Source organism: Streptomyces sp. RB17, from assembly GCF_009604455.1.
Classification (GTDB): Bacteria; Actinomycetota; Actinomycetes; order Streptomycetales; family Streptomycetaceae; genus Streptomyces.
In genome coordinates this window covers 1273723-1294306 of record NZ_WEGL01000001.1, presented here as the reverse complement: position 1 = coordinate 1294306, position 20584 = coordinate 1273723, and the positions used below count along the sequence as shown (strand labels likewise).

19 protein-coding genes and 3 pseudogenes are annotated in these 20584 nt (G+C 71.0%); 11 read left to right on the top strand and 11 right to left on the bottom strand.

Features of this window, described 5'->3' with window-relative positions; all coding sequences use genetic code 11:
* Positions 1-50 precede the first annotated feature (50 nt).
* The 3 genes from SRB17_RS05940 to SRB17_RS05930 form a co-directional block, all read right to left on the bottom strand.
* Positions 51-629 (bottom strand): TerD family protein, encoded by a 579-nt coding sequence (locus tag SRB17_RS05940; protein ID WP_323375052.1) that lies wholly within the window; start codon positions 627-629, stop codon positions 51-53.
* Positions 630-786: 157 nt separating this feature from the next.
* The gene (gene uvrB, locus SRB17_RS05935; RefSeq protein WP_153535103.1) at positions 787-2934 is read right to left on the bottom strand and encodes an excinuclease ABC subunit UvrB; all 2148 of its coding nucleotides are present in this window, start codon (positions 2932-2934) and stop codon (positions 787-789) included.
* A gap of 40 nt (positions 2935-2974) precedes the next feature.
* Positions 2975-3841 carry an MHYT domain-containing protein gene (locus tag SRB17_RS05930; RefSeq protein ID WP_153535101.1) on the bottom strand — a complete coding sequence of 289 codons (867 nt, stop codon included), beginning with the start codon at positions 3839-3841 and terminating at the stop codon, positions 2975-2977.
* A 278-nt stretch (positions 3842-4119) separates the two neighbouring features.
* Between SRB17_RS05930 and SRB17_RS05925 the strand changes: the two genes are divergently transcribed.
* The gene (locus SRB17_RS05925) at positions 4120-4989 is read left to right on the top strand and encodes a glycerophosphodiester phosphodiesterase (protein ID WP_153535099.1); all 870 of its coding nucleotides are present in this window, start codon (positions 4120-4122) and stop codon (positions 4987-4989) included.
* Between the two features lie 41 nt (positions 4990-5030).
* Positions 5031-5585, top strand: coding sequence for a methylated-DNA--[protein]-cysteine S-methyltransferase (locus tag SRB17_RS05920; RefSeq protein ID WP_153535097.1), 555 nt, complete (start codon positions 5031-5033; stop codon positions 5583-5585).
* Between the two features lie 56 nt (positions 5586-5641).
* On the opposite strand, the gene SRB17_RS05915 is transcribed toward SRB17_RS05920, so the two are convergent.
* Positions 5642-6073, bottom strand: a complete 432-nt coding sequence (locus tag SRB17_RS05915; protein WP_153535095.1) for a VOC family protein — start codon at positions 6071-6073, stop codon at positions 5642-5644.
* A gap of 115 nt (positions 6074-6188) precedes the next feature.
* Between SRB17_RS05915 and SRB17_RS05910 the strand changes: the two genes are divergently transcribed.
* Positions 6189-7097, top strand: a complete 909-nt coding sequence (locus SRB17_RS05910) for a pseudouridine-5'-phosphate glycosidase (protein ID WP_323375117.1) — start codon at positions 6189-6191, stop codon at positions 7095-7097.
* A complete protein-coding gene (locus tag SRB17_RS05905; protein WP_153535091.1) occupies positions 7082-8017 on the top strand; it encodes a carbohydrate kinase family protein in 936 nt (311 codons plus the stop codon). Before SRB17_RS05910 ends, SRB17_RS05905 begins: the two co-directional genes overlap by 16 nt.
* Positions 8018-8135: 118 nt before the next feature.
* On the opposite strand, the gene SRB17_RS05900 is transcribed toward SRB17_RS05905, so the two are convergent.
* Entirely contained in the window at positions 8136-8930 is a 795-nt protein-coding gene (locus SRB17_RS05900; protein ID WP_153535089.1) for a methyltransferase domain-containing protein, read from the bottom strand.
* A 221-nt stretch (positions 8931-9151) separates the two neighbouring features.
* On the opposite strand from SRB17_RS05900, the gene corA reads away from it, so the two are divergent.
* Positions 9152-10279, top strand: a complete 1128-nt coding sequence (corA, locus tag SRB17_RS05895) for a magnesium/cobalt transporter CorA (RefSeq protein WP_153535087.1) — start codon at positions 9152-9154, stop codon at positions 10277-10279.
* 31 nt (positions 10280-10310) lie between these two features.
* Here corA and SRB17_RS05890 read toward each other — a convergent pair whose 3' ends face one another.
* Entirely contained in the window at positions 10311-10943 is a 633-nt protein-coding gene (locus SRB17_RS05890) for a uridine kinase (protein ID WP_323375051.1), read from the bottom strand.
* A gap of 500 nt (positions 10944-11443) precedes the next feature.
* Between SRB17_RS05890 and SRB17_RS05885 the strand changes: the two genes are divergently transcribed.
* The 3 genes from SRB17_RS05885 (at position 11444) to SRB17_RS05875 (ending at position 14782) form a co-directional block, all read left to right on the top strand.
* A complete protein-coding gene (locus SRB17_RS05885) occupies positions 11444-12139 on the top strand; it encodes a DUF2293 domain-containing protein (RefSeq protein ID WP_153535085.1) in 696 nt (231 codons plus the stop codon).
* Between the two features lie 168 nt (positions 12140-12307).
* Positions 12308-12787, top strand: a complete 480-nt coding sequence (locus tag SRB17_RS05880) for a DUF1772 domain-containing protein (protein WP_153535083.1) — start codon at positions 12308-12310, stop codon at positions 12785-12787.
* Positions 12788-13294: 507 nt separating this feature from the next.
* Positions 13295-14782, top strand: a complete 1488-nt coding sequence (locus SRB17_RS05875; protein WP_153535081.1) for a glutamate synthase subunit beta — start codon at positions 13295-13297, stop codon at positions 14780-14782.
* Between the two features lie 176 nt (positions 14783-14958).
* Here SRB17_RS05875 and SRB17_RS05870 read toward each other — a convergent pair whose 3' ends face one another.
* Positions 14959-15477, bottom strand: a complete 519-nt coding sequence (locus SRB17_RS05870; protein WP_153535079.1) for a carboxymuconolactone decarboxylase family protein — start codon at positions 15475-15477, stop codon at positions 14959-14961.
* Positions 15478-15523: 46 nt separating this feature from the next.
* Between SRB17_RS05870 and SRB17_RS05865 the strand changes: the two are divergent.
* Positions 15524-16991: pseudogene (locus tag SRB17_RS05865) on the top strand (PLP-dependent aminotransferase family protein).
* A 109-nt stretch (positions 16992-17100) separates the two neighbouring features.
* Here SRB17_RS05865 and SRB17_RS05860 read toward each other — a convergent pair.
* The 3 genes and pseudogenes from SRB17_RS05860 to SRB17_RS05850 all read right to left on the bottom strand — a co-directional run.
* Positions 17101-17246, bottom strand: a pseudogene (locus tag SRB17_RS05860) (SAM-dependent methyltransferase); the annotation flags it as partial.
* A 182-nt stretch (positions 17247-17428) separates the two neighbouring features.
* Positions 17429-17683, bottom strand: coding sequence for a DUF397 domain-containing protein (locus tag SRB17_RS05855; protein ID WP_153535077.1), 255 nt, complete (start codon positions 17681-17683; stop codon positions 17429-17431).
* The gene (locus SRB17_RS05850; RefSeq protein WP_323375050.1) at positions 17684-18544 is read right to left on the bottom strand and encodes a helix-turn-helix transcriptional regulator; all 861 of its coding nucleotides are present in this window, start codon (positions 18542-18544) and stop codon (positions 17684-17686) included. It lies immediately after the preceding gene.
* Positions 18545-18740: 196 nt separating this feature from the next.
* Between SRB17_RS05850 and SRB17_RS05845 the strand changes: the two are divergent.
* A pseudogene (locus SRB17_RS05845) lies at positions 18741-19376 on the top strand (ATP-binding protein); the annotation flags it as partial.
* Positions 19377-19747: 371 nt separating this feature from the next.
* Complete coding sequence (locus tag SRB17_RS05840; RefSeq protein WP_153535894.1) at positions 19748-20134, top strand: hypothetical protein; 387 nt, start codon at positions 19748-19750, stop codon at positions 20132-20134.
* Between the two features lie 161 nt (positions 20135-20295).
* Here the strand turns inward: SRB17_RS05840 and SRB17_RS45330 are convergent, their stop codons facing one another.
* On the bottom strand, positions 20296-20472 hold the full coding sequence (locus tag SRB17_RS45330; RefSeq protein WP_194293908.1) for a hypothetical protein: 177 nt from the start codon (positions 20470-20472) through the stop codon (positions 20296-20298).
* Positions 20473-20584 lie beyond the last annotated feature (112 nt).

Sequence of the window (20584 nt, the reverse complement as noted above, 5' to 3'; positions counted from 1 at the left end):
CCTGTGTCGTTGTCGTTCTGTCGTGCGCCCCGCCGGTCGAGCGGGCCGTCCTACAGGTGCTGCTGGATCGCCGGCATCAGATCCTGGAACGTACGGCCGTAGGCCGGGGCGCCCAGGGCGGTCAACGTCCAGCCCGGGCCCGCGCGGTGCACCTTCGCCATGATCTGGGCGGTGTAGTCGCCGCCGCCGTCCAGCGTGTAGCGGGCAAGTTCCTGGCCGTTGGTCTCGTCCACGAGACGGCAGAACGCGTTCTGCACCTCCTGGAAGGTCTGGCCCGTGAAGGAGTTCACGGTGAAGACGATCTGGTCGATGTGGACCGGAACCCGCTGCAGGTCCACGAGGATCGCCTCGTCGTCACCGCCCTGTCCGACGCCGCCGACGAGGTTGTCACCGGTGTGGCGGACGGAACCGTCGTCGCTCACCAGGTGGCGGAAGAAGACGACATCGACCGGCTGGGACTCGGCGAAGAGGACGGCCGACGCGTCCAGGTCGATCTCGCGCGTGCGGGAGCCGAACAGACCCCGGCGCTTCGCCGCCTGCCAGCCGAGCCCCATGCGGACCGCGGTCAGGGTGCCCCCGTCCTTCTTCTCCAGGCTGATGGCCTGACCCTTGCTCAAGTTGACGGACACCGCTGAATCCCCTCTCGAAGGTCCCCTGTTGCCGCGCAGTGCGCGGTTGCCAAGAACCCTACGCAGGGGCACCGACAGCGCCGAACCCCGGCCCGCGCTTTGTGTCGGTGTTGCAACACTTGGCGCATCTGCCGAGGTCCGGCCGGGTGGCGCGGGGTCAGGCGAGGCCGGCCTCGCGCATCTGGCGCAGTTCCTTCTTCATCTCCGAGACCTCGTCACGCAGCCGGGCCGCGATCTCGAACTGCAGCTCCGCGGCGGCCGCACGCATCCGCTCGGTCATCTCCTCGATCTGCTCGGCGAGTTCGGCCGCCGGGCGGTCCGTGGGAACCGTGACCGCCGCCTTGCCCTTGGCGGCCTTGCCGGCCTTCGCGGCCTTGGCCGCCTTGTCGCCCAGCGCCGGGACGGGCGCCTTGGCGCCCTTGCCGTCCTTGGACTTGCGGTAGCCGGTGCCGAGCAGCTGCTCGGTGTCGACCTCCTCACGGGCGATCTGCGCGACGATGTCGTTGATCTTCTTGCGCAGCGGCTGCGGGTCGATGCCGTTGGCCTTGTTGTAGGCGACCTGCTTCTCCCGGCGGCGGTTGGTCTCCTCGATGGCCTTCTCCATCGCCGGGGTGATCTTGTCGGCGTACATGTGGACCTGACCGGAGACATTGCGCGCCGCGCGGCCGATGGTCTGGATCAGCGAGGTGCCCGAGCGCAGGAAGCCTTCCTTGTCGGCGTCGAGGATCGCTACCAGGGACACCTCGGGCAGGTCGAGACCTTCCCGCAGGAGGTTGATGCCGACCAGGACGTCGTACTCACCGGAGCGCAGTTCCCGCAGCAGCTCGACGCGGCGCAGGGTGTCGACGTCGCTGTGCAGATAGCGCACCTGAATGCCGAGCTCCAGGAAGTAGTCGGTGAGGTCCTCGGCCATCTTCTTGGTGAGCGTGGTGACGAGGACGCGCTCGTCCTTCTCGGTGCGCTTGCGGATCTCGTGCACCAGGTCGTCGATCTGGCCCTCGGTGGGCTTGACCACGACCTCCGGGTCGACCAGACCGGTCGGGCGAATGATCTGCTCGACGACGCCGTCGGAGCGCGACAGCTCGTAGGTGCCCGGGGTGGCCGACAGGTAGACGGTCTGGTCGATGCGCTCCTGGAACTCCTCCCACTTCAGGGGGCGGTTGTCCAGTGCGGAGGGCAGGCGGAAGCCGTGCTCCACGAGGGTGCGCTTGCGGGAGGCGTCGCCCTCGTACATCGCGCCGATCTGCGGGACGGTGACGTGCGACTCGTCGATGACGAGCAGGAAGTCGTCCGGGAAGTAGTCCAGCAGGGTGTTGGGCGGGGAGCCGGGCGAGCGGCCGTCGAAGTGCATCGAGTAGTTCTCCACGCCGGAGCAGGTGCCGATCTGGCGGAGCATCTCGAGGTCGTACGTGGTGCGCATCCGCAGCCGCTGGGCCTCCAGGAGCTTGCCCTGCTTCTCCAGCTCGGCCAGGCGCTCCCCCAGCTCCTTCTCGATGTCGTTGACAGCCCGCTCCATGCGCTCGGGGCCGGCGACGTAGTGGGAGGCCGGGAAGACGTACAGCTGCTGGTCGTCGCTGATGATCTCGCCGGTGAGCGGGTGCAGCGTGGACAACGCCTCGATCTCGTCGCCGAACATCTCGATGCGGACGGCCAGCTCCTCGTACACCGGGAAGATCTCGATGGTGTCGCCGCGGACGCGGAAGGTGCCGCGGCTGAAGGCCATGTCGTTGCGCGTGTACTGGATGTCGACGAAACGGCGCAGCAGCTCGTCCCGGTCGATCTCGTCGCCGACCCTGAGGGGCACCATCCGGTCCACGTACTCCTGCGGAGTACCGAGGCCGTAGATGCAGGACACCGAGGCGACCACGATGACGTCGCGGCGGGTGAGCAGCGAGTTCGTCGCCGAGTGGCGCAGCCGCTCGACCTCCTCGTTGATCGAGGAGTCCTTCTCGATGTAGGTGTCCGACTGGGGGACGTAGGCCTCGGGCTGGTAGTAGTCGTAGTACGAGACGAAGTACTCGACCGCGTTGTTCGGCAACAGCTCGCGGAACTCGTTGGCCAGCTGGGCGGCCAACGTCTTGTTCGGCGCCATCACGAGCGTGGGGCGCTGGAGCTTCTCGATCATCCACGCCGTGGTGGCGGACTTGCCGGTGCCGGTCGCGCCCAGCAGGACGACGTCCTTCTCGCCGGCCTCGATGCGCTTGGCGAGGTCGGCGATGGCCGTCGGCTGGTCGCCGCTGGGCTGGTAGGGGCTGACGACCTCGAAGGGCGCCACCGTGCGTTCGATCTGGGAAACGGGCCGCATGTCATCCACCGTACGACCCCGCACTGACAACGGGTCCGGATCAGCGGTTCTGCGGGGTCCGGGAGACGTGGTGCTCGGTCCGGTGCTCCTCGTGGAGGGCGGGACGCCGGTACTGGTGGGAGGGGACGGCGGAGGCCGGGACGCCCGGTTTGTGCTCGACGGGCCTGGGGACGGGCCGACCCGTGATCATCATCGGGTCGAAGACCACCACGACGCCCGCGAGGAGCAGGAAGGCGAGCGGGCCGATCAGCATCGGCGCGAGCACGGAGGGCTCCGGCGCGCCGCCGCCGGTGTGGGAGGCGCCGTCGAGGTGGACACCGAGGGCGGCCATGCCCGTGTAGTGCATGCCGCTGACCGCGAGCCCCATGACGAGGCTCGCACCCACGCTCCACGTGAAGCCCCGGACCTGTCCGGCGGCCCACAGCGCGGCGGTGGCGGCCACGACCGCTATGACGACGGAGGCGGCGACGGTGTAGGTGTTGTAGGTGAACCGCCCGTGGAAGTGCACGCCGGCCATGCCGAGGTAGTGCATCGAGGCGACGCCCAGACCGGTGATCGTGCCGCCGGTGAAGAGCGCGGTGCCGGTGGCGCCCCGGTAGCCGACGATGAAGATCCCGACACCGACCATGACGACGGCGAGGCCGAGGCTCGCGTAGGTGATCGGCGTGTCGTAGTGGATCGGCGTCTCCTCGATGGCGAAGCCCATCATGGCGACGAAGTGCATGGTCCAGATGCCGGAACCGATCGCGGCCGAGCCGAGGGCCAGCCAGGCGGGCCGCCGGGAGTGTGTGACCAGCAGGGACCTGGTGGTGCAGCGCAGGCCGAGGGCGCCGCCGAGGCAGGCCATCAGATAGGCCACCAACGGGGTGACGGCCCCGTAGCTGAATCCGTCGACCGTGCCTTGCATCCGCGGCTGCCCTTCCGCCCTCTTGCGTCCCGGAATCCTTGAAAATCCCCCGGCCCAGGACCGCCAGGGCGGTCAGGGTTGTCGCAGAGAGTATGACCCCCACCGGAATGGTCGAACGATTTTCCGGCAAAGAAACACGGCCTTGCCGCAGTTGTGCGGCACCGGTGAGCGGACTCGGCACATATCCATTCGGTCTGTGGCCGTCGTGCGCCGGGTGCCGTTGACTTTCTGCTGTCAGTCTTGTTGCTGTCCGTGTTCGATCGACGCGAGGAGTCTGCATGCACGCGCGCGTAGTCGCCGCCACGGTTGCCGCAATCCTGGGAACGGCGGCCCTGCTGAGCCCCGGCTCCGATGCCCGGGCCGGCGATGCCGGCGAGCCCACGGTGATCGCCCACCGTGGTGCCTCCGCCTACGCTCCCGAGAACACGCTGGCCTCGATCGACAAGGCGGCGCAGCTGGGCTTCTCCTGGATGGAGAACGACGTCCAGCGCACCAAGGACGGCGAGCTGGTCGTGATCCACGACGACAGCCTGCAGCGCACCACGAACGTCGAGAAGGTCTTCCCCGGCCGGGCTCCGTGGAAGGTCAAGGACTTCACCGCAGCCGAGATCGCCCGGCTGGACGCGGGAAGCTGGTACTCCCCCGCATACGCGGGCACGCGTGTGCCGACACTGAAGCAGTACATGCGCCGGATCGAGCACAACCACGAGAAGCTGCTCCTGGAGATCAAGAACCCCGAGCTGTATCCCGGCATCGAGCAGCAGACCCTGAAGCTCCTCGGGAACGAGGGCTGGCTGGACCACAAGCACCTGGACCGGCTGATCGTGCAGAGCTTCAGCGGCGACAGCATCCGGACCGTGCACGAGCTGAAGCCCGCGGTCACCACCGGCTATCTCGGCTCGCCCACCGTGGCACAGCTGCACGAGTACGCGCGTTTCACCGATCTCGTCAACCCCTCGTACGGCTCGCTCTCCAAGGGGTACGTCGCGACCGTGCACTCCTTCGACGGGCCGCACGGCAGGCCGCTCAGGGTGTTCGCCTGGACGGTGAACGACGCGGCCACCGCGTGCAAGGTCGCGGGCTACGACGTCGACGGGATCATCACCAACAAGCCCGACGTGGTACGGGCGGCGCTCGGCTCGGACTGAGCGCGCCGGGCATTGTCAGTGGCGGGCCGTACCGTGGGCGCATGGACAGCCATGGGCAGGATGAGCAGCGGGTCGAGTGGGCCGTGGTGGGCACGGACGTCGGACCGCTGATGCTGGCGGCCAGCCGTGACGGCCTGGTCAACGTCGTCTTCCACGCGACGGACACGGTGCGTGACCGCGCCCTGGAGCGGCTGGCGGCCCGGCTGGGCGCCGCTCCTGTGGAGGATCCCGGCTCGCCGCTGCTGACGGAGGCCATACGCCAGCTGAGGGCCTACTTCGCGGGCGAGCGGCACGACTTCGATCTGCCACTGGACTGGTCGTTGATCTCCGGCTTCAACCGGCAGGTGCTGCGCGAGCTGGCGACCGGTGTGCCGTACGGCACGGTGGTGGGGTACGGCGATCTCGCCGGGCGGGTCGGGCAGCCCGGCGGGGCGCAGGCGGTCGGCGCGGCGATGGGTGCCAATCCGCTGCCGGTGGTCGTTCCGTGCCACCGGGTGGTGGAGAGCGACGGCGGGATCGGCGGCTTCGGGGGCGGGCTGGAGACCAAGAGGAAACTGCTCGCCCTGGAGGGTGTGCTGCCCGAGCCGCTGTTCTGACCGGCCGGCTGCTCGTCCCTGCCCAGTCCCGGCTGCCCGTCTCTGCGCGGCCCCGGCTACTCGTCGTAGTGCCGGGCTTCGAAGACGTTGCCGTCGGGGTCGCGGAAGTAGAAGCTGCGCGTGGCGTTGCCGCGGGCGCCGGAGAGGTCGTGGTCGATGCCCGACATGGCGACACCGTGTTCCTGCAGGCGGGCGCGGAGGGCGTCGAAGGCGTCGGCGGGCAGGGACAGGCAGATGTGGTTGACGGGCTGGCCGGCGCTCTCGGCCGCGCCGGGCAGCATCTGCATGCGTGCCGCCATGGTGAGCGGGGCGAGGTCGAGGATGGTCTCCTCGTTGACGCGCACGGAGGGGAAAGCCACCTTTCCCTCGGTGAACTCGGCGACCCTGATCGGCTCCAGACCGACGGCCTTCTGATAGAAGCCGACCGCGGCCACGGGATCGGCCACCCACAGGACGACATGGTCGAGACGCGTGCTGTTCCTGGTCATGCGCCCCAGGCTGGTGGCGTCGCCGGCAGTCCGCAAGGGCAACAGGCCGTAAGCGTTTAACGGCGGTCGGTGCACGCCAGAGATGAGGAAAGGCCGACGGACAGGAGGCGTGCGCGTGGTGCTGATGGTGTCGGAAGAGGTCCGGGAAGCGATCGACGCACGACGGCCCGTGGTGGCCCTGGAGTCCACGATCATCGCGCACGGTCTGCCCCGCCCGCGCAACCTGCAGGTGGCGCTGGAGCTGGAGGACGCGGTGCGCCGGGAGGGCGCCGTACCGGCGACCGTCGCCGTGCTCGACGGTCGTCCCCGTGTCGGCCTGGACAAGGAGCAGCTGGAGCGGGTCGCCAACGAGGACGGCATCCGCAAGCTCGGCCACCGCGACCTGCCACTCGCGGTGGCGAGCGGTGCGAGCGGGGCGACCACGGTGTCGGCGACGGCGCAGCTGGCCGCGCTCGCGGGCCTGCGGGTGTTCGCCACCGGCGGGCTGGGCGGTGTGCACCGGGAGTGGGCGGTGACCCAGGACGAGTCGGCCGACCTGGGGCTGCTGGCCCGCACCCGGATCACGGTGGTCTGCGCCGGCGTGAAGTCGATCCTGGACGTGCCGGCGACCCTGCAGCGCCTGGAGACGCTGGGGGTGGCCGTCGCCGGGTACGGCACCGACCGGTTCCCCGGCTTCTATCTGTCCGACTCGGGGCATCCGGTCGACTGGAGACTGGACACCCCGGAACAGGTCGCGGACGTCATGCGGGCTCAGGACGCGCTCGACGCGCCGCCGTCGGCCCTGATCGTCGCCCAGCCCGTCCCCGAGGCGGAGCAGCTCGACCCCGAGCTCCACGCGCGCGTGCTGGCCGACGGCCTGCGCGCCTGCGCGGACCAGGGCATCTCCGGTCAGGCGGTGACCCCGTTCCTGCTGGACTACCTGGTCCGGCACACCGCCGGGGCCTCGCTGAGCGCCAATCTGGCGGCCGTGCGCGGCAACGTACGGCTGGCGGCCAGGATCGCCACGGCATGGTCCAGGAGGTGACCGCGGGCCGGGACGGGGCCCTGCTGGTCGTCGGTGACGTGGTCACGGATGTGGTCGCCCGGCACCGGAGGCCGCTCGCGGCCGGCACGGACACCGCCGCGGAGATCCGCACACTGCCGGGCGGCGCGGGCGCGAACGTGGCCTGCTGGGCCGCGCACACGGGCTGCGCGGACGTACGGCTGCTCGGGCGGGTGGGGGAGGACGCGGCCGCGTGGCACGAGCGTGAGCTGGTCGCGGCCGGAGTGCGGCCCCGGCTGGTGGTCGATCCGACGGCGGCGACCGGGACGGTGATCTGCCTCGTCGATGCGGGTGCGGCGGCGGAGCGTACGTTCCTCACGGACAGCGGGGCGTCTTTGCGGCTCGAACCCGCCGACTGGAGGGACGCCTTGCTCGACGGCGTCGGCCGACTGCACCTGTCGGGCTATCTGCTGTTCACGGAGCCGAGCCGGGAGCTCGCACGGACGGCGCTCGCGGCGGCACACACGCGTGGCGTGCCGGTCAGCCTCGATCCGGCGTCGGCCGGCTTCCTGGTACGGCTGGGGCTGGACCGTTTCCTGGCCTTCGCGGAGGAGCTGGACGTGCTGCTGCCCAGCCGGGACGAGGCATGTCTGCTGACGGGACTGCCGGATCCGGTGGACGCGGCGGCCAAGTTGAGCCGTCTCGTCCCGCTGGTGGTCGCCAAGGCGGGAGCGGACGGTGCGCTGGTGGCCCGTTCCGGCGGCGCACCGGCCAGGGTCCCGGCCGTGCCGGCGGTCCCCCGGGACACCACGGGCGCCGGTGACGCCTTCACCGGCGCGTTCCTCGCCGCCCTGCTCGCGGGCGCGGACGCGGAAGAGGCAGCGGCACGCGGCTGCCGGGCAGGTGCGGAGGCGGTCGAACGGGTGGGCGCCAGACCACCACGTCCCGAGCGCGACGGCTGACCGCCGGCCGGCACCACGTGGACAGCGGCGCAGAAGGCCCGGCCCGCACCGCGAACACCGTGGCGGGGCGCGGGGGTCCACGCCGAACAGAGGCGCGGGCTCCAGGCCTTCCTCGCCGCTAGTCCTTCCGCCCCCACGCCGAGATCATCGGCGCGGTGGCCAGGTCCATGCCGCCTGCCTCCACGTTGGCCAGGTGCTGGTCGATGTCCTCGTCGGTTGCGAGGCCCGCGCTGACCAGCCGGTCCCGGATCTGACGGACCGTCGCGGCCTCGAGAGCGGTGCAGGCAGGTGACGTCACCGGGAAGAACGCATCGGCCTCCACCCCGCTCAGTCCGGCCTCGCGGAGCAGACGCGGGAGCTTGCGGCCGTACGCCAGATCGGCGCCACGTTCGGCGAGCAGCTTGCGGAAGCCCTGGCGCAGGCGGTTGGCGAGCCGCTGCTCGGGGCCGTACTCGTCAGGGCAGGTCAGAGGCTGGAGAGCGGGGTCGGCGTCCTCGATCAGCAGCCACCCGCCGGGCCGCAGGGCCTGGATCATGGACCGCAACGCCCTTTCCCGGTCCGGGACATGGACAAGGACGAGCCGGGCGTGGACCAGGTCGAAGCCCTCACCCGGCGGTTCCTCGGCACCCACGTCGTGGACGCGGACCTCCACCGGCGGGCGGGCCGCGGCGGGAAGCCGCGTGGTGTCGATGTCGGTGGCGACGACCTGTCCGGTGGAGCCCACCTTCCCGGCGAGCCAGGACACCACGGAAGTGCCGCCGGCCCCGACTTCCCAGCAGCGCCGGCCGGGCCCGATGCCGACCGCCTCGATGTGCCGGAAGGTCGTGGGATCGAAGAGGGCCGTGAAGGCGTCGAAGCGCTCAGCGGCCTCGTTCTGCCGGTTGTCCAGGAGGTATCCATCGGATGAGGTCATGTCACGATCATCCCAGTCACCCGGCTCTGGCCGGTCTGCCGACGCTCCGGCCACGGGCGGCCCGGGCCGGGGCCGCCCCGGCATCCATCCTCCGTCCACAGCCGGGAACCAAGCGGAACATCGCATTCCCACAGGCTTACCCGCGTTTTGCTCTCGGCTGGCAGACTTGCCGGGCAAGGCGCGAAAGCGTTGCGTGAGGAGATCCAAGCGAGGAGATCCAGATGTCCATGGCGGGGAATCTGCGGAAGGTCACGGGGCTGGGCAGGGTCGGCGGCCTGCGCAAGGTGGCGCGGCTGGCCCGGCGGCGGCCGCGCGTGGACCTGAGTCATCCCGCCCGGTCACCGCTGGGCTCCTCGGTGGTCAACTGTGTGACATACCAGGACGGCGTGCGGGTGCCGCAGTGCACGGACCTGGTGGATGCCGTGCGGATGGTGCGCAAGACGGGCGAGGGGTTCGTCTGGCTCGGACTGCACGAGCCGACGGACCGTGAGTTCGCGGGCATCGCCGAACTCTTCGACCTGCACCCCCTGGCGGTGGAGGACGCGGTCGAGGCCCATCAGCGCCCGAAGCTGGAGCACTACGGCGACACGCTCTTCGCGGTGTTCAAGACGGTCTGCTACGTGGAGCACGAGCAACTGACGGCGACCAGCGAGGTGGTCAACACCGGCGAGATCATGGTGTTCGTCGGTGCGGACTTCGTCATCACGGTGCGACACGGCCGACACGGCTCGCTGGGCCCGCTGCGCGAGGAGTTGGAGGCGCATCCTTATCAGCTCGCCAAGGGGCCGGCGGCGGTGCTGCACGCGATCGCCGACCATGTCGTCGACGACTATCTGAACGTCACAGATGCGGTGCAGGCCGACATCGACCAGGTTGAGACGGCAGTGTTCTCGGAGAACGGCGCACGGCTCGACCCCGGCCGCATCTACCAGATGAAGCGTGAGCTGCTGGAGCTGAAGCGGGCGGTGATGCCGCTCGGCCGCCCGGTGGAGGACCTTGCCACCCGGCCCATAAAGGTCGTCGCCCCGGAGATACAGACCTACTTCCGGGACGTGCTCGACCACCTGATACGGGCCAAGGAACAGATCGCCGCCTTCGACGAACTGCTCAACTCGATTCTGCAGGCCCACCTCGCGCAGGTCACCGTCGCACAGAACGAGGACATGCGGAAGATCACGGCCTGGGCCGCGGTGATCGCCGTGCCGACGATGGTGTGCGGCGTGTACGGCATGAACTTCGACCACATGCCGGAGCTGCACTGGCGGTTCGGCTATCCGCTGGTCATGGCCGTGATGGCCGCGGCGTGTCTGGTGTTGTACCGGGGCTTCCGGCGCAACGGCTGGCTCTGAGCCGCGAGGGCGCGCTGCCGGGCCGCTCGGATCAGCCGCTCCAGGCGGGACGGCGCGGGTCGTCGGCGCGTACCAGCACGTCCGCCGTGCCGGCGGGGTCGGTCTCGGATTCGTAGCGCTCGAAGGCGGGGAGCGTCCAGTGCTCGGTCTCGGGGGTACGGCGGCGCAGGGCACCCGGAGTCAGGAGGAGGTGCACGGTCAGGTCGAAGGGGAACCAGTGGCGCAGCAGGAGGGGGCCGTGGAGCAACAGGACCCCGCCGGGCGGAAGATGGACATAGGGGCTGCGGGTGGCCCGGTCGGTGGCCGGATCCCACAGGTCGGGCAGGATACGCCCGCTGCCGCCCGGGTCGAGCGGGCCGAATACCTCGCGCCACAGGGCGCCGGTGTCGAACCAACCGCCGTAGTACGACTCCGCGTCGCGCCGCCCGTGTTCCAGGCGTAGCGAGGCGGGGCGTAGGAAACCCTCGGCACCGACCACCAGCGAAGGCCGGCCGCGCACCCGCAGCGCCTCCCCGACGCGTTCGGCGAGGTCGCCGGGCCGAGCGGCCGGGGCCCCGTCGAAACCGACACGCGGCCAGGCGCTTCCATCGGCCGGCTCCAGCCCGGCCAGCCGATCGGCGAGCAATTCGGCGAGCCGGTCCCAGGTGATCGCTTCGAGTCGCACACGGCCATGATGCCGGGTGGCGGAACGTGAGGTGACAGCGCGTGCTGGGCACGGGCCCCGCCGCAGGTGGGCGAGTGCTGGCATCTGCCGGCGGATGGACGGGGCGCTGCGGGACGGGCGCGATATTCGGGCCGGCGGAGAGTGAGGTGAAGGCAGCTGCCAGGTGTCGGGCGAGGGCCGACGCCGGGTGGGGGTTCCGGCCGGCGGAGAGCGAGGTGACAGCGCCTGCCAGGAGGTGGACGGGGCGCCGAAGCCGGGCACCGATCCTGGCCGACGAAGAGCGAGGTGATGGCAACCTGCCAGACGTGACGGCGACCGGCCAAGGGACAGGCGGCGCACGGAAGCCGATCACGATCCCGGCTGAGGGAGAGCGAGGTCACGGCGCCTGTCAGGGCCGGCTGCGCGCTGGGCCGGGAGGAGGACAGCCAGGAAGAGGCAAAGGAGAAGACGGAGTCGGCATGGCGTGGGAGGCGCGGGCGGTGGCGGGGAAAGTACCGCGTATGGCGCTTCCCTCAACTCCCCACTCCCCCGGTCGGCTTGTCGTCATCCAGGCGCAGAAGCCCAAGCGGTGCGCCAGGTGCCGGCGCGGGCCGCTGTCGCTGCTCGTGCTGGAGGACGGGGCACCGCGCTGCCTGGACTGCGCGGACCTCGGGCACCTGGTGTTCCTGCCGCGTGGGGACACCGCGCTGACCCGCAGGTCGAGGGAGGAGAGCGGGCTGTCGGTCGTCGTGGTGCGGTTCAACCGGCGCAAGAGCCGTTACGAGCGGCAGGGCGTGCTCGTGGAGGAGGCGGCGCTGGCCCGGGCGGAGGCCCGCTGCCTGGCGGACGCGGAGGCGCGGCGCAGGCGGCGGGCGCGGGACGCACGGCGCCGGGCGGCGGAGGACGAGCGGTTCGCGGCGGCGTTCGCGGCCGAGATCCTGCGGCTCTTTCCTGGCTGCCCTGCCGATCGCGCGCGGGCCATCGCAGCGCACGCGTCCGCGCGCGGCAGTGGGCGGGTCGGGCGCAGCGCGTCCGGGCGGGCGCTGTCGGAGGGAGCGGTGGCCTCGGCGGTCGTGGCGGCCGTACGGCATGTGGACACACCGTACGACCAGCTGCTGATGAGCGGGGTGTCGCGGTACGAGGCACGGCGCCGGATCGCCCCGGCCGTGGAGAGCGTGCTGCGAGCCTGGCAGGACGCGGAGGCGGAGGCAGGGTGAACCGGGAGAGGGGGAGGGGGAGGGAGGGAGAGAGGGGAGGTGAGAGGAGACGCTCGCGTATGTCGTAGCGGCGTTCGGCCATGGTCAGGGCCTGTTCCTGGGCATTCATCGGGGGGATGGTGGTGCCGGGCGCGTACCGGGTGGAACGAGACGAGATGGGGCGGGGAGATGATCGGTGGGCCGTTCTTCGTGCTGGTCGTGGTGGGCATTCTCGGCATCGGGCTGATGGCCGGGGTCTTCTGCGCGTTCTCGACCTTTGTGATGCGGGGGCTCGCCGCGCTGCCGTCGGCGCAGGGCGTCGCGGCGATGAACGCGATCAATGCCGCCGCGGTACGACCGGCCTTCATGACGGTGTTCGCCGGCTCGGCGGTGCTGAGCGCGATGATCGCGGTGGTGACGTTCGTGGTGTGGCCGGACGAGGGGAAGCTCGAACTGCTGCTGGGGAGCGCGCTGTACCTGTGCGGGTCGTTCGGCCTGACGGTCGTCGCCAATGTTCCGCGCAACGAGAGGCTGGCCGGGCTGGCCCCGGGGACCCCGGAGGCCGCCATGTACTGGCCGGCGTATGTGCGCGAGTGGACGTTCTGGAACCACATTCGCACCGCGGCCTCCGCGGCGGCCGCCCTGGTCTACGTACTGGCGCTCGCCTGATCCCGGTACAGGACATGGCCTGACCGGCTCCTGACAAGCGACGATCCCCCTGGCCTGGTCATGCCCGACCGTCCCCCGACCACCTGCGGCAGGCCCCTGACAGCTCCCTGACCGCTCCCTGATCAGTCCCTGACCGACAGCTTCATGATCTGTCCCTCCGCACCCCTTGATCACTCCCCGACCCGACAGCTCCATGATCCGCCCCTCAGCACTCCCCGATCACCCCTTGATCACCCACCGACCAGCCCCCCAGGCCCCCGTGGAACCCCATAGGCCCCCCGTGGAACCCCTCAGGCCCCGCTGGAAGGAGAGCCCCGACGCCCCTGATACCCAGCTGAGGAGCCCGGCGAGAAAGCGCTGTCCATCACTCTGCGCTGTGGTCGGCGCCGACGTATCGTGGCCGAAAGAGACCAAAAGGGCCGAAAGAGGCTGCAGGATGCCGCCCGATGGCGTACGGCCGTCGTATATCCGACACCCGCGCGGTATCCGTACGCGAGGAAGACGACCATGGCCGATCCCAAGGGGTTCATGACGACGCCGCGCCAGGAGTGGCCGCGGCGGCCCGTCGAGGAGCGGGTGCGGGACTGGGACGAGGTGTACGTCCCGGGTGCGCTGCTGCCCATCATCAGCAAGCAGGCCGACCGGTGCATGGACTGCGGCATCCCGTTCTGCCACGACGCCTGTCCGCTGGGCAATCTGATCCCGGAGTGGAACGACCTTGTCTCGCGGGAGGACTGGCGTGCGGCGAGCGACCGGCTGCACGCGACGAACAACTTCCCCGAGTTCACCGGAAGGTTGTGTCCGGCGCCCTGTGAGGCGGGATGTGTGCTCGCGATCAACCAGCCTGCCGTCACCATCAAGAACGTCGAGTGCGCGATCGCCGACCGAGCTTGGGAGGAAGGTTTCACCCAGGCGCGGCCGCCCGAGCGGCTGTCCGGGAATACCGTCGCCGTCATCGGCTCGGGGCCCACCGGGCTCGCCGCGGCTCAGCAGCTGACCCGAGCCGGGCACACGGTCGCCGTGTATGAGAAGGACGACCGGATCGGCGGGCTGATGCGGTACGGGATCCCCGAGTTCAAGATGGAGAAGCGGCATCTGGAACGGCGGATCGAGCAGATGCGGGCCGAGGGGACGAAGTTCCGTACGTCGACGGCCGTCGGGCGGGATGTCGGGGCGGCGGAACTGCGGGGACGGTACGACGCCGTCGTCATCGCCACGGGGGCCACGGCGTGGCGGGAACTTCCGGTGCCCGGCCGGGAGTTGAACGGGATACACCAGGCGATGGAGTATCTGCCGCTGTCGAACCGGGTGTGTGAGGGAGACCTGGGGGTTTCACCGCTGTCCGCGGCCGGCAGGCATGTGGTGATCGTCGGCGGCGGGGACACCGGGGCGGACTGTCTGGGGACCGCGGTGCGCGAGGGGGCCGCGTCCGTGACCCAGCTGGACATCTACGCGCAGCCGGGCGCCGAGCGTGACGAGTACGCCGAGCCGTGGCCGACGTACCCGAAGATCTACCGGCTGTCGGCCGCGCACGAGGAGGCCCGGGACCTGCGTACGGCACCGGCGGCGGACGCGGACGCACGGCTGTTCGCGGCGTCCACGCTCCGCTTCACCGGGGGCGACGACGGGCGGGTGCGGTCGCTGCACCTGGTGGAGGTCGACGAGATGCGCCGTCCGGTGCCGGGCACCGAGCGGACGATTCCCGCCGATCTCGTGCTGCTCGCCCTGGGGTTCTCCGGGCCGGACCAGGAGGACGGGCTGATCGGGCAATTGGGGCTGACGCTCGAACCGCGCGGCACGATCGCCCGGGACGACGGCTTCGCGACCAACGTCCCCGGGGTGTTCGCCGCCGGGGACGCGGCGCGCGGGCAGTCGCTCATCGTCTGGGCGATCGCGGAAGGGCGGGCGGTGGCGGCGGCCGTCGACCGTTACCTGACCGGGAGTTCACGGCTGCCGGCACCGGTCTCTCCGAGGGATCGGCCGATGAGGGTGTAGGGATGAGGGTGTAGGTGTGGCCGACGGTTTCTTGTGGCCGTTGGTCGTCCTGGCCGACGGGGTGGTGCTGCCGGTTCGGCGCCGCCCGCTCGCCCCCTCGTGGTTGATCACCTTGCGGCGGGACGACAGTTGCCGGCGGGATCAGGTGATCGGGGCCGCCGCCGGCCGTGCTCGGTTCAGCTCTTCCTCTCGTCCGTCCCCGCCACCTTGCCCGTCGACAGGGCCACCCGGTTCCACGTGTTGATCGCGCAGATCATGGCGATGACGTGGGCCAGTTCCTGCTCGTCGAAGTGGGCCGCGGCCTCGGCGTAGACGGTGTCGGGGACGCCGGCGTCGGCGACGAGGGTCAGGGCCTCGGTGAGCGCGAGGGCCGCCTGTTCCTTGGCGGTGAAGAAGTGCCGGGCCTCGCGCCAGACGGCGACCATGTGCAGCCGGTCCTCGCTCTCGCCGGCCTTGCGGGCGTCGTTGGTGTGCATGTGCAGGCAGTAGGCGCAGTGGTTGAGGAGGGAGGAGCGGATCTGGATCAGCTCCACCAGCGCCGGGTCCAGTCCGGCGCGGGCGGCGGCGTCGAAGCCGATGACGGCGCGGAAGACCTTCGGGGCGGACTTCGCGAAGTCCAGTCGGGTGCGGGCGGCCTCGGCCTCGGTGATCGCGGTGGTGATGTCGGTCGCGGTGGCTGTCGTGTACGTCGTCATGGCTTCAACCTATGAGCCCGATAGACCGTCGGTAGGGTGCATTTCCATGACGGAATCATGGGTCAATTCCGCGGAGCGGATCGGCGCCGATCTGCATCTGGAGCTGTCGGGTCCGGGCGGGCGGCGGGCGGCGCTGACCCGGGCGCTGCGGGAGGCCGTGCGCGGCGGGCGGCTGGCGCCGGGCACCCGGTTGCCGCCGTACCGGTCGCTGGCCGCCGATCTGGGCGTGGCCCGCAACACGGTGGCCGACGCCTATGCGGAGCTGGTCGCTGAGGGCTGGCTCACCGGGCTCGGGCACCCGGGTCGCCGACCGGGCGGAGCCACTGCGGCACGCCGTAAGGACGCCGGTGAAGACGCCTCCACGCGCGCGTGGCCCGCGGCACGATCTGCGGCAGGGCACGCCGGACGCGTCGGCGTTCCCGCGGGCGGCCTGGTCGGCCTGCTACCGGCGGGCGCTGCAGACGGCGCCGAACGAGGCGTTCGGGCCGGGGGATCCGGCAGGGCGCCGGGAGCTGCGGGAGGCGCTGACCGAATATCTGGCACGCGTGCGTGGCGTACGGACTGAGCCGGACCGGATCGTCATCTGCTCGGGCTTCGCGCACGCGCTGCGGCTGCTGTTCGGCCAGGGCGCGGGCGGGGTGCTGCGCGGTCCGCTGGGCGTGGAGGCGTACGGGCTGGGCTTCCACCGGGGACTGCTCACCACGGCCGGGGTGCGGACGGTGCCGTTGCCGCTGGACGAGCACGGCGCGCGCGTCGACGTACTCGGACGGGAGCGGGCCGTGCTGCTCACGCCGGCGCACCAGTTCCCGACCGGCGGGCCGCTGCACCCGGCGCGCAGGGCGGCCGTGATCGACTGGGCACGCGCGCGTGGAACGGTCGTACTGGAGGACGACTACGACGGCGAGTTCCGGTACGACCGCAAGCCGGTCGGCGCGCTCCAGGGCCTCGATCCGGAGCGGGTGATCCACCTCGGGTCGGTCAGCAAGAGCCTGTCGCCGGCGCTGCGGCTGGGCTGGATGGTGCTGCCGGAGCGGTATGTCGGGCCTGTACTCACGGCGAAGGGCGAGCGGGAGGGCTGGGCGAGCGTCCTGGACCAGCTGGCGTTGGCGGAGTTCATCGTCTCCGGGGCGTACGACCGTCATGTGCGGCGCATGCGGCAGCGTTACCGGCGTCGTCGTGACCGGCTCGTCGCCGCGCTCGCCACGCACGCGCCGCAGGTCCGGGTGACGGGCATCGCGGCCGGGCTGCACGCGGTGCTGCGGCTGCCGCCGGGCACCGAGCGGTCCACGGTGAAGGCCGCCGCGTGGCAGGGCGTGGCCCTGGACGGACTCGCCGCGTTCCGGCATCCGGAGGCGGCGGCGGAGGCGACCGTGGGTGACGGACTGGTCGTGGGCTACGCGTCCGCCGCGGAACACGCCTACGGCGCGGCGTTGGAGGCGCTGTGCGGGGTGCTGCCGCCCGAGGTTCCCGAGCCTGCCGAGGCCGTCCAGCAGCCCGCCGAGCCTGCCGAGTGAGGAGCGGTGGTTCAGAGATCGGGATCGGCGGCGGTGACGTGAACCTTCGCGTGCCGTTCGTCGGGCATCGAGGCTGCGGCGACCGGCATGACCGGCCGGCCGGAACAGCGGCCTGCAGGTACTCGCTCGCGCCCTCGGTGTGCTGCGCAGCAGGGCCGCGGCGTGGGCCGGCACGATCGGGTCGTTGTCACAGTGGACGACCCGTGCCTCGGGCGCGACCGGCTGGGCGATCTGGTGCAGGTTCGGCTCGGTGGGCCCGGGCCATCACCGGCACGCGGAGGGGCGAGGGCCAGCATCTGCCGGCCCGTCGCCAGTGCCATCAGCACCATCAGAGACACGCGCGTCCGGCACAGTGAATGATCAACGTCCGACACGGTGAGTAATCAAGTAGGCACCACGATAAAGAAGTTGAGCGATAACCAACACACGGGTCGAGGTCAGGACAGCAGGAAGTCGGCCTCCCCCGCCTTGGCGCCCTCGATGAACGCGGTCATCTCGGCCGTGGTGTAGATCAGCGCCGGCCCGTCCGGGTCGGTGGACTGGCGTACGGCGATCCGGCCGTCGGCCAGCTTCATCGCCTCCAGGCAGTTCCCGCCGTTGCCGCCGCTCCAGGGCTTGTGCCAGCCCTCGCTGCCCAACTCCCGTGCGGGCATGCCGTTGTAGACGCGTCCGCGCGGCATGATGCGGTCCATTCACAGCTCCTTGCGGAGATCCCGGAGGATCTCCTTCGTGCGTTGTGCCGTAGCGGCCTGCGCCGCCATGCGGTCCATGACCTCGAGGTGGGTCGCCACCTCCGTGCGCCCGTCCAGATAGACGGCGCCGGTCAGGTACTCGCTGTAGACCATGTCCGGCAGCTCCGGCATGGCGAATCGGAACAGCACGAAGGGCCCGTACGTCCCCGGGTGCGGCCCGCTCGCGAACGGGGCGACCTGGAGCGTCACATGGGGCAGCTTCGTGGCTTCGAGCAACTTGTCGATCTGCGCGCGCATCACCTCGGGAGGGCCGACCGGGCGGCGCAGGGCGGTCTCGTCCATCACCGCCCAGAAACGGGGGGCGTCGGGGCGGGTGAGCAGTTGCTGGCGTTGCATGCGCAGGGCGACGTGCCGCTCGATGTCGTCCGGGCTGGTCTGGCCGACGGCGCCGGACTTGAGCACACCGCGCGCGTAGTCCTCGGTCTGGAGCAGGCCGGGGACGAAGTGCGGCTCGTAGGAGCGGATGAGACCGGCCGCGCCCTCCAGGCTGACGTACATCGAGAACCAGCCGGGCAGGATGTCGTGGAAGCGCTGCCACCAGCCGGGCCTGTTGGCCTCCTCGGCCAGCTGGACGAAGAGTTCGGCCTCGTCGTCGGGTACGCCGTAGGCCTTCAGCAGCAGTTGCAGGTACGGGATCTTGAGGGCGACCTCGGCCATCTCCATGCGGCGGACGGTGGCGGGCGCGACGCGCAGGACGCGGGCGGCCTCCTCGCGCTTCAGTCCGGCGCGTTCCCGCAGGTCCAACAGGCGTCGGCCGAGGACCACCTGGCCCACCGTCGGCGCGGACCGCGGTTCGCTCACGTTCTCACCTCCACCGAAGACCTCACCTGCGGCTCCACCGAATGTTTCCTGACAGCCCTACGGCGCCATTCGAAGATGCATTCGAGGACCGGGATCCTCGATGCCCCCAATTGGCGCCGCTCGACGTGCTGTTGCGAGCAGTGTGCCACGGCCTCCGACCGCGTCACACAGCACTCTGCATTTTTCATAGTGATACTTGCCAAGTGTTCGCGGCAGGGAGATAGTGGCAAGCGTGATTCCGTCCGCGCCCTTAGGAACAGACACCGCCGCAGACCGTCCCGGTCTCGGTGCAGCCACGGGAGCAGCCCCTGATGGGGGCGCTGCCGGGCGCCGGTTCCGCTTCGAGCTGGCCGCACATCCGGGTTCCGTCGCCCAGGCGAGACGCCTCGCGCACGCCCGGCTGACCGGCTGGTCGGTGTGCACGGACACCTGCGACAGCGCGGTCCTGGTCATATCCGAGCTGGTCACGAACGCGATCGTGCACACCGCGAGCAGCAGCGTGGTGTGCGAACTGCACGACCACGACGACACCGTGCGCATAGCCGTACGTGACGAGGGCTGCGCCCCCGGCGAACCCCGTCCGTCCCCGCAGCGGCCCGATGAGGAGCACGGGAGGGGATTGCTCCTCGTCGACGCACTGTGCCGGGCCTGGGGCGCCCAGGAGCACGGGCCGGGTCTGCTGGTCTGGGCCGAACTGGCCCGACGGACCGGCGCCGACGACACCGCCGCGCCGCGCAACGACCTGGGCTGGGGCGCCCGCCCCAAGCCGGACCGCCCGGACGACTCCGGCGCCGACGAGACACCGGAGGGCCGGCAACGGACCGCCGGGCGCCCCCGCCCTCTCGCATCCGAGCCCGAACACGCGCACCCTCTGGCACCCGAGCCTGAGCACGCACACCCCCTCGCACCCGAGCCCGAGCACCGCCACGGCGCATCGGCCCCCTTCCGGCACCGCCCGCTGGACCGGTTCCCGCACCAGTCTCCGCACCGGGCGCCCGAGCAGCACCGAACCGGGGAGCGACCGTGACCGCACGGTACGGCTCCGGCGACCACGGCCCCGGCGGGTACGACTCCGACGAGTACGGCTCGCACCGGCAGGGTGTCACCAGCAACCCGCTCGGCGGCGACAGGGACAACGGCGCGAACCCCTTCCCGTCCAGCGCCGCCCGTGCCGCAGGCCAGGGCCTTGAGGGGTCCCTCGGTCTGGACACCCTGGTGCGGCTGCAGCGGCGCAGGCCCGTCCCGGACGCGCCCCGTCGGCTCGCGGTGCCGGACGGCATGACGGCACCGCTCGGCTGCGACGCCGTGGCCGTGCCCGATCGCCTCGGCCCGCTCGTCGTACCCCGGCTGCCGCGGCTGGGCTGTGTGTACACCGACGGCGCCCACTGGTGGTGGATCGTTCCGTCGGACTCCGACTACGCCCTCCCCTGGCCGTCCCCGGCCCACTACGTCCCCGGTGCCCTGGTCACCGGCACCGCCCGGCTCATCCACCGCCCGGAGGGCACGGTTCCGTACACCCCGCCGATCCCTCTGTACCTGGCTCTGTGCCGGGTGACGGGGACGACTCCGGACTGGTCCCGGGCGGCGTAGCGCGGCGCGCTTCTCGGCCGTGAGGCCCATGCCCACCGGCCTGCCGTGTTCTGCTTCGTAGGCGGCTGCGGCTTTTCCGTGGCTGATCGCGCAGCTCCCCGCGCCCCTGGATCGGCTGCCCCGCCGCTCGGCTGACGGCCCGGCCTCGCGGAACTAGTCGGTCACTCGGCCGCCTCGGCCCCCCGCACGATCACCAGGAAGGTGTCCGTCGCGAGGTCCATGACCACTTCGGCGGGCAGGCCTTCCAGACGCCGCGCGTGCGCGAACTCCTCCGCGGGCCAGGATCCCCGCGGGCCACCGGCGGGAAAGCGCTCGAGCACCGTTCGCCCGTTCACCATCTCGCACACCTCCAGGAAGCGTCGTACTTGTAGGAGTTAACGCCCTGGAGAAGGGAAACGGCTCGCTCGGTGACGGGACTGAGACATTACCTACACTCGTTCGGCGCGGAGA

Coding starts and splice junctions, on each gene's coding strand:
- uvrB (WP_153535103.1), bottom strand. CDS start 2,934: ATGCGGCCCGTTTCCCAGATCGAACGCACGGTGGCGCCCTTCGAGGTC.
- SRB17_RS05930 (WP_153535101.1), bottom strand. CDS start 3,841: ATGCAAGGCACGGTCGACGGATTCAGCTACGGGGCCGTCACCCCGTTG.
- SRB17_RS05925 (WP_153535099.1), top strand. CDS start 4,120: ATGCACGCGCGCGTAGTCGCCGCCACGGTTGCCGCAATCCTGGGAACG.
- SRB17_RS05920 (WP_153535097.1), top strand. CDS start 5,031: ATGGACAGCCATGGGCAGGATGAGCAGCGGGTCGAGTGGGCCGTGGTG.
- SRB17_RS05915 (WP_153535095.1), bottom strand. CDS start 6,073: ATGACCAGGAACAGCACGCGTCTCGACCATGTCGTCCTGTGGGTGGCC.
- SRB17_RS05905 (WP_153535091.1), top strand. CDS start 7,082: ATGGTCCAGGAGGTGACCGCGGGCCGGGACGGGGCCCTGCTGGTCGTC.
- SRB17_RS05900 (WP_153535089.1), bottom strand. CDS start 8,930: ATGACCTCATCCGATGGATACCTCCTGGACAACCGGCAGAACGAGGCC.
- corA (WP_153535087.1), top strand. CDS start 9,152: ATGTCCATGGCGGGGAATCTGCGGAAGGTCACGGGGCTGGGCAGGGTC.
- SRB17_RS05885 (WP_153535085.1), top strand. CDS start 11,444: ATGGCGCTTCCCTCAACTCCCCACTCCCCCGGTCGGCTTGTCGTCATC.
- SRB17_RS05880 (WP_153535083.1), top strand. CDS start 12,308: ATGATCGGTGGGCCGTTCTTCGTGCTGGTCGTGGTGGGCATTCTCGGC.
- SRB17_RS05875 (WP_153535081.1), top strand. CDS start 13,295: ATGGCCGATCCCAAGGGGTTCATGACGACGCCGCGCCAGGAGTGGCCG.
- SRB17_RS05870 (WP_153535079.1), bottom strand. CDS start 15,477: ATGACGACGTACACGACAGCCACCGCGACCGACATCACCACCGCGATC.
- SRB17_RS05855 (WP_153535077.1), bottom strand. CDS start 17,683: ATGGACCGCATCATGCCGCGCGGACGCGTCTACAACGGCATGCCCGCA.
- SRB17_RS45330 (WP_194293908.1), bottom strand. CDS start 20,472: ATGGTGAACGGGCGAACGGTGCTCGAGCGCTTTCCCGCCGGTGGCCCG.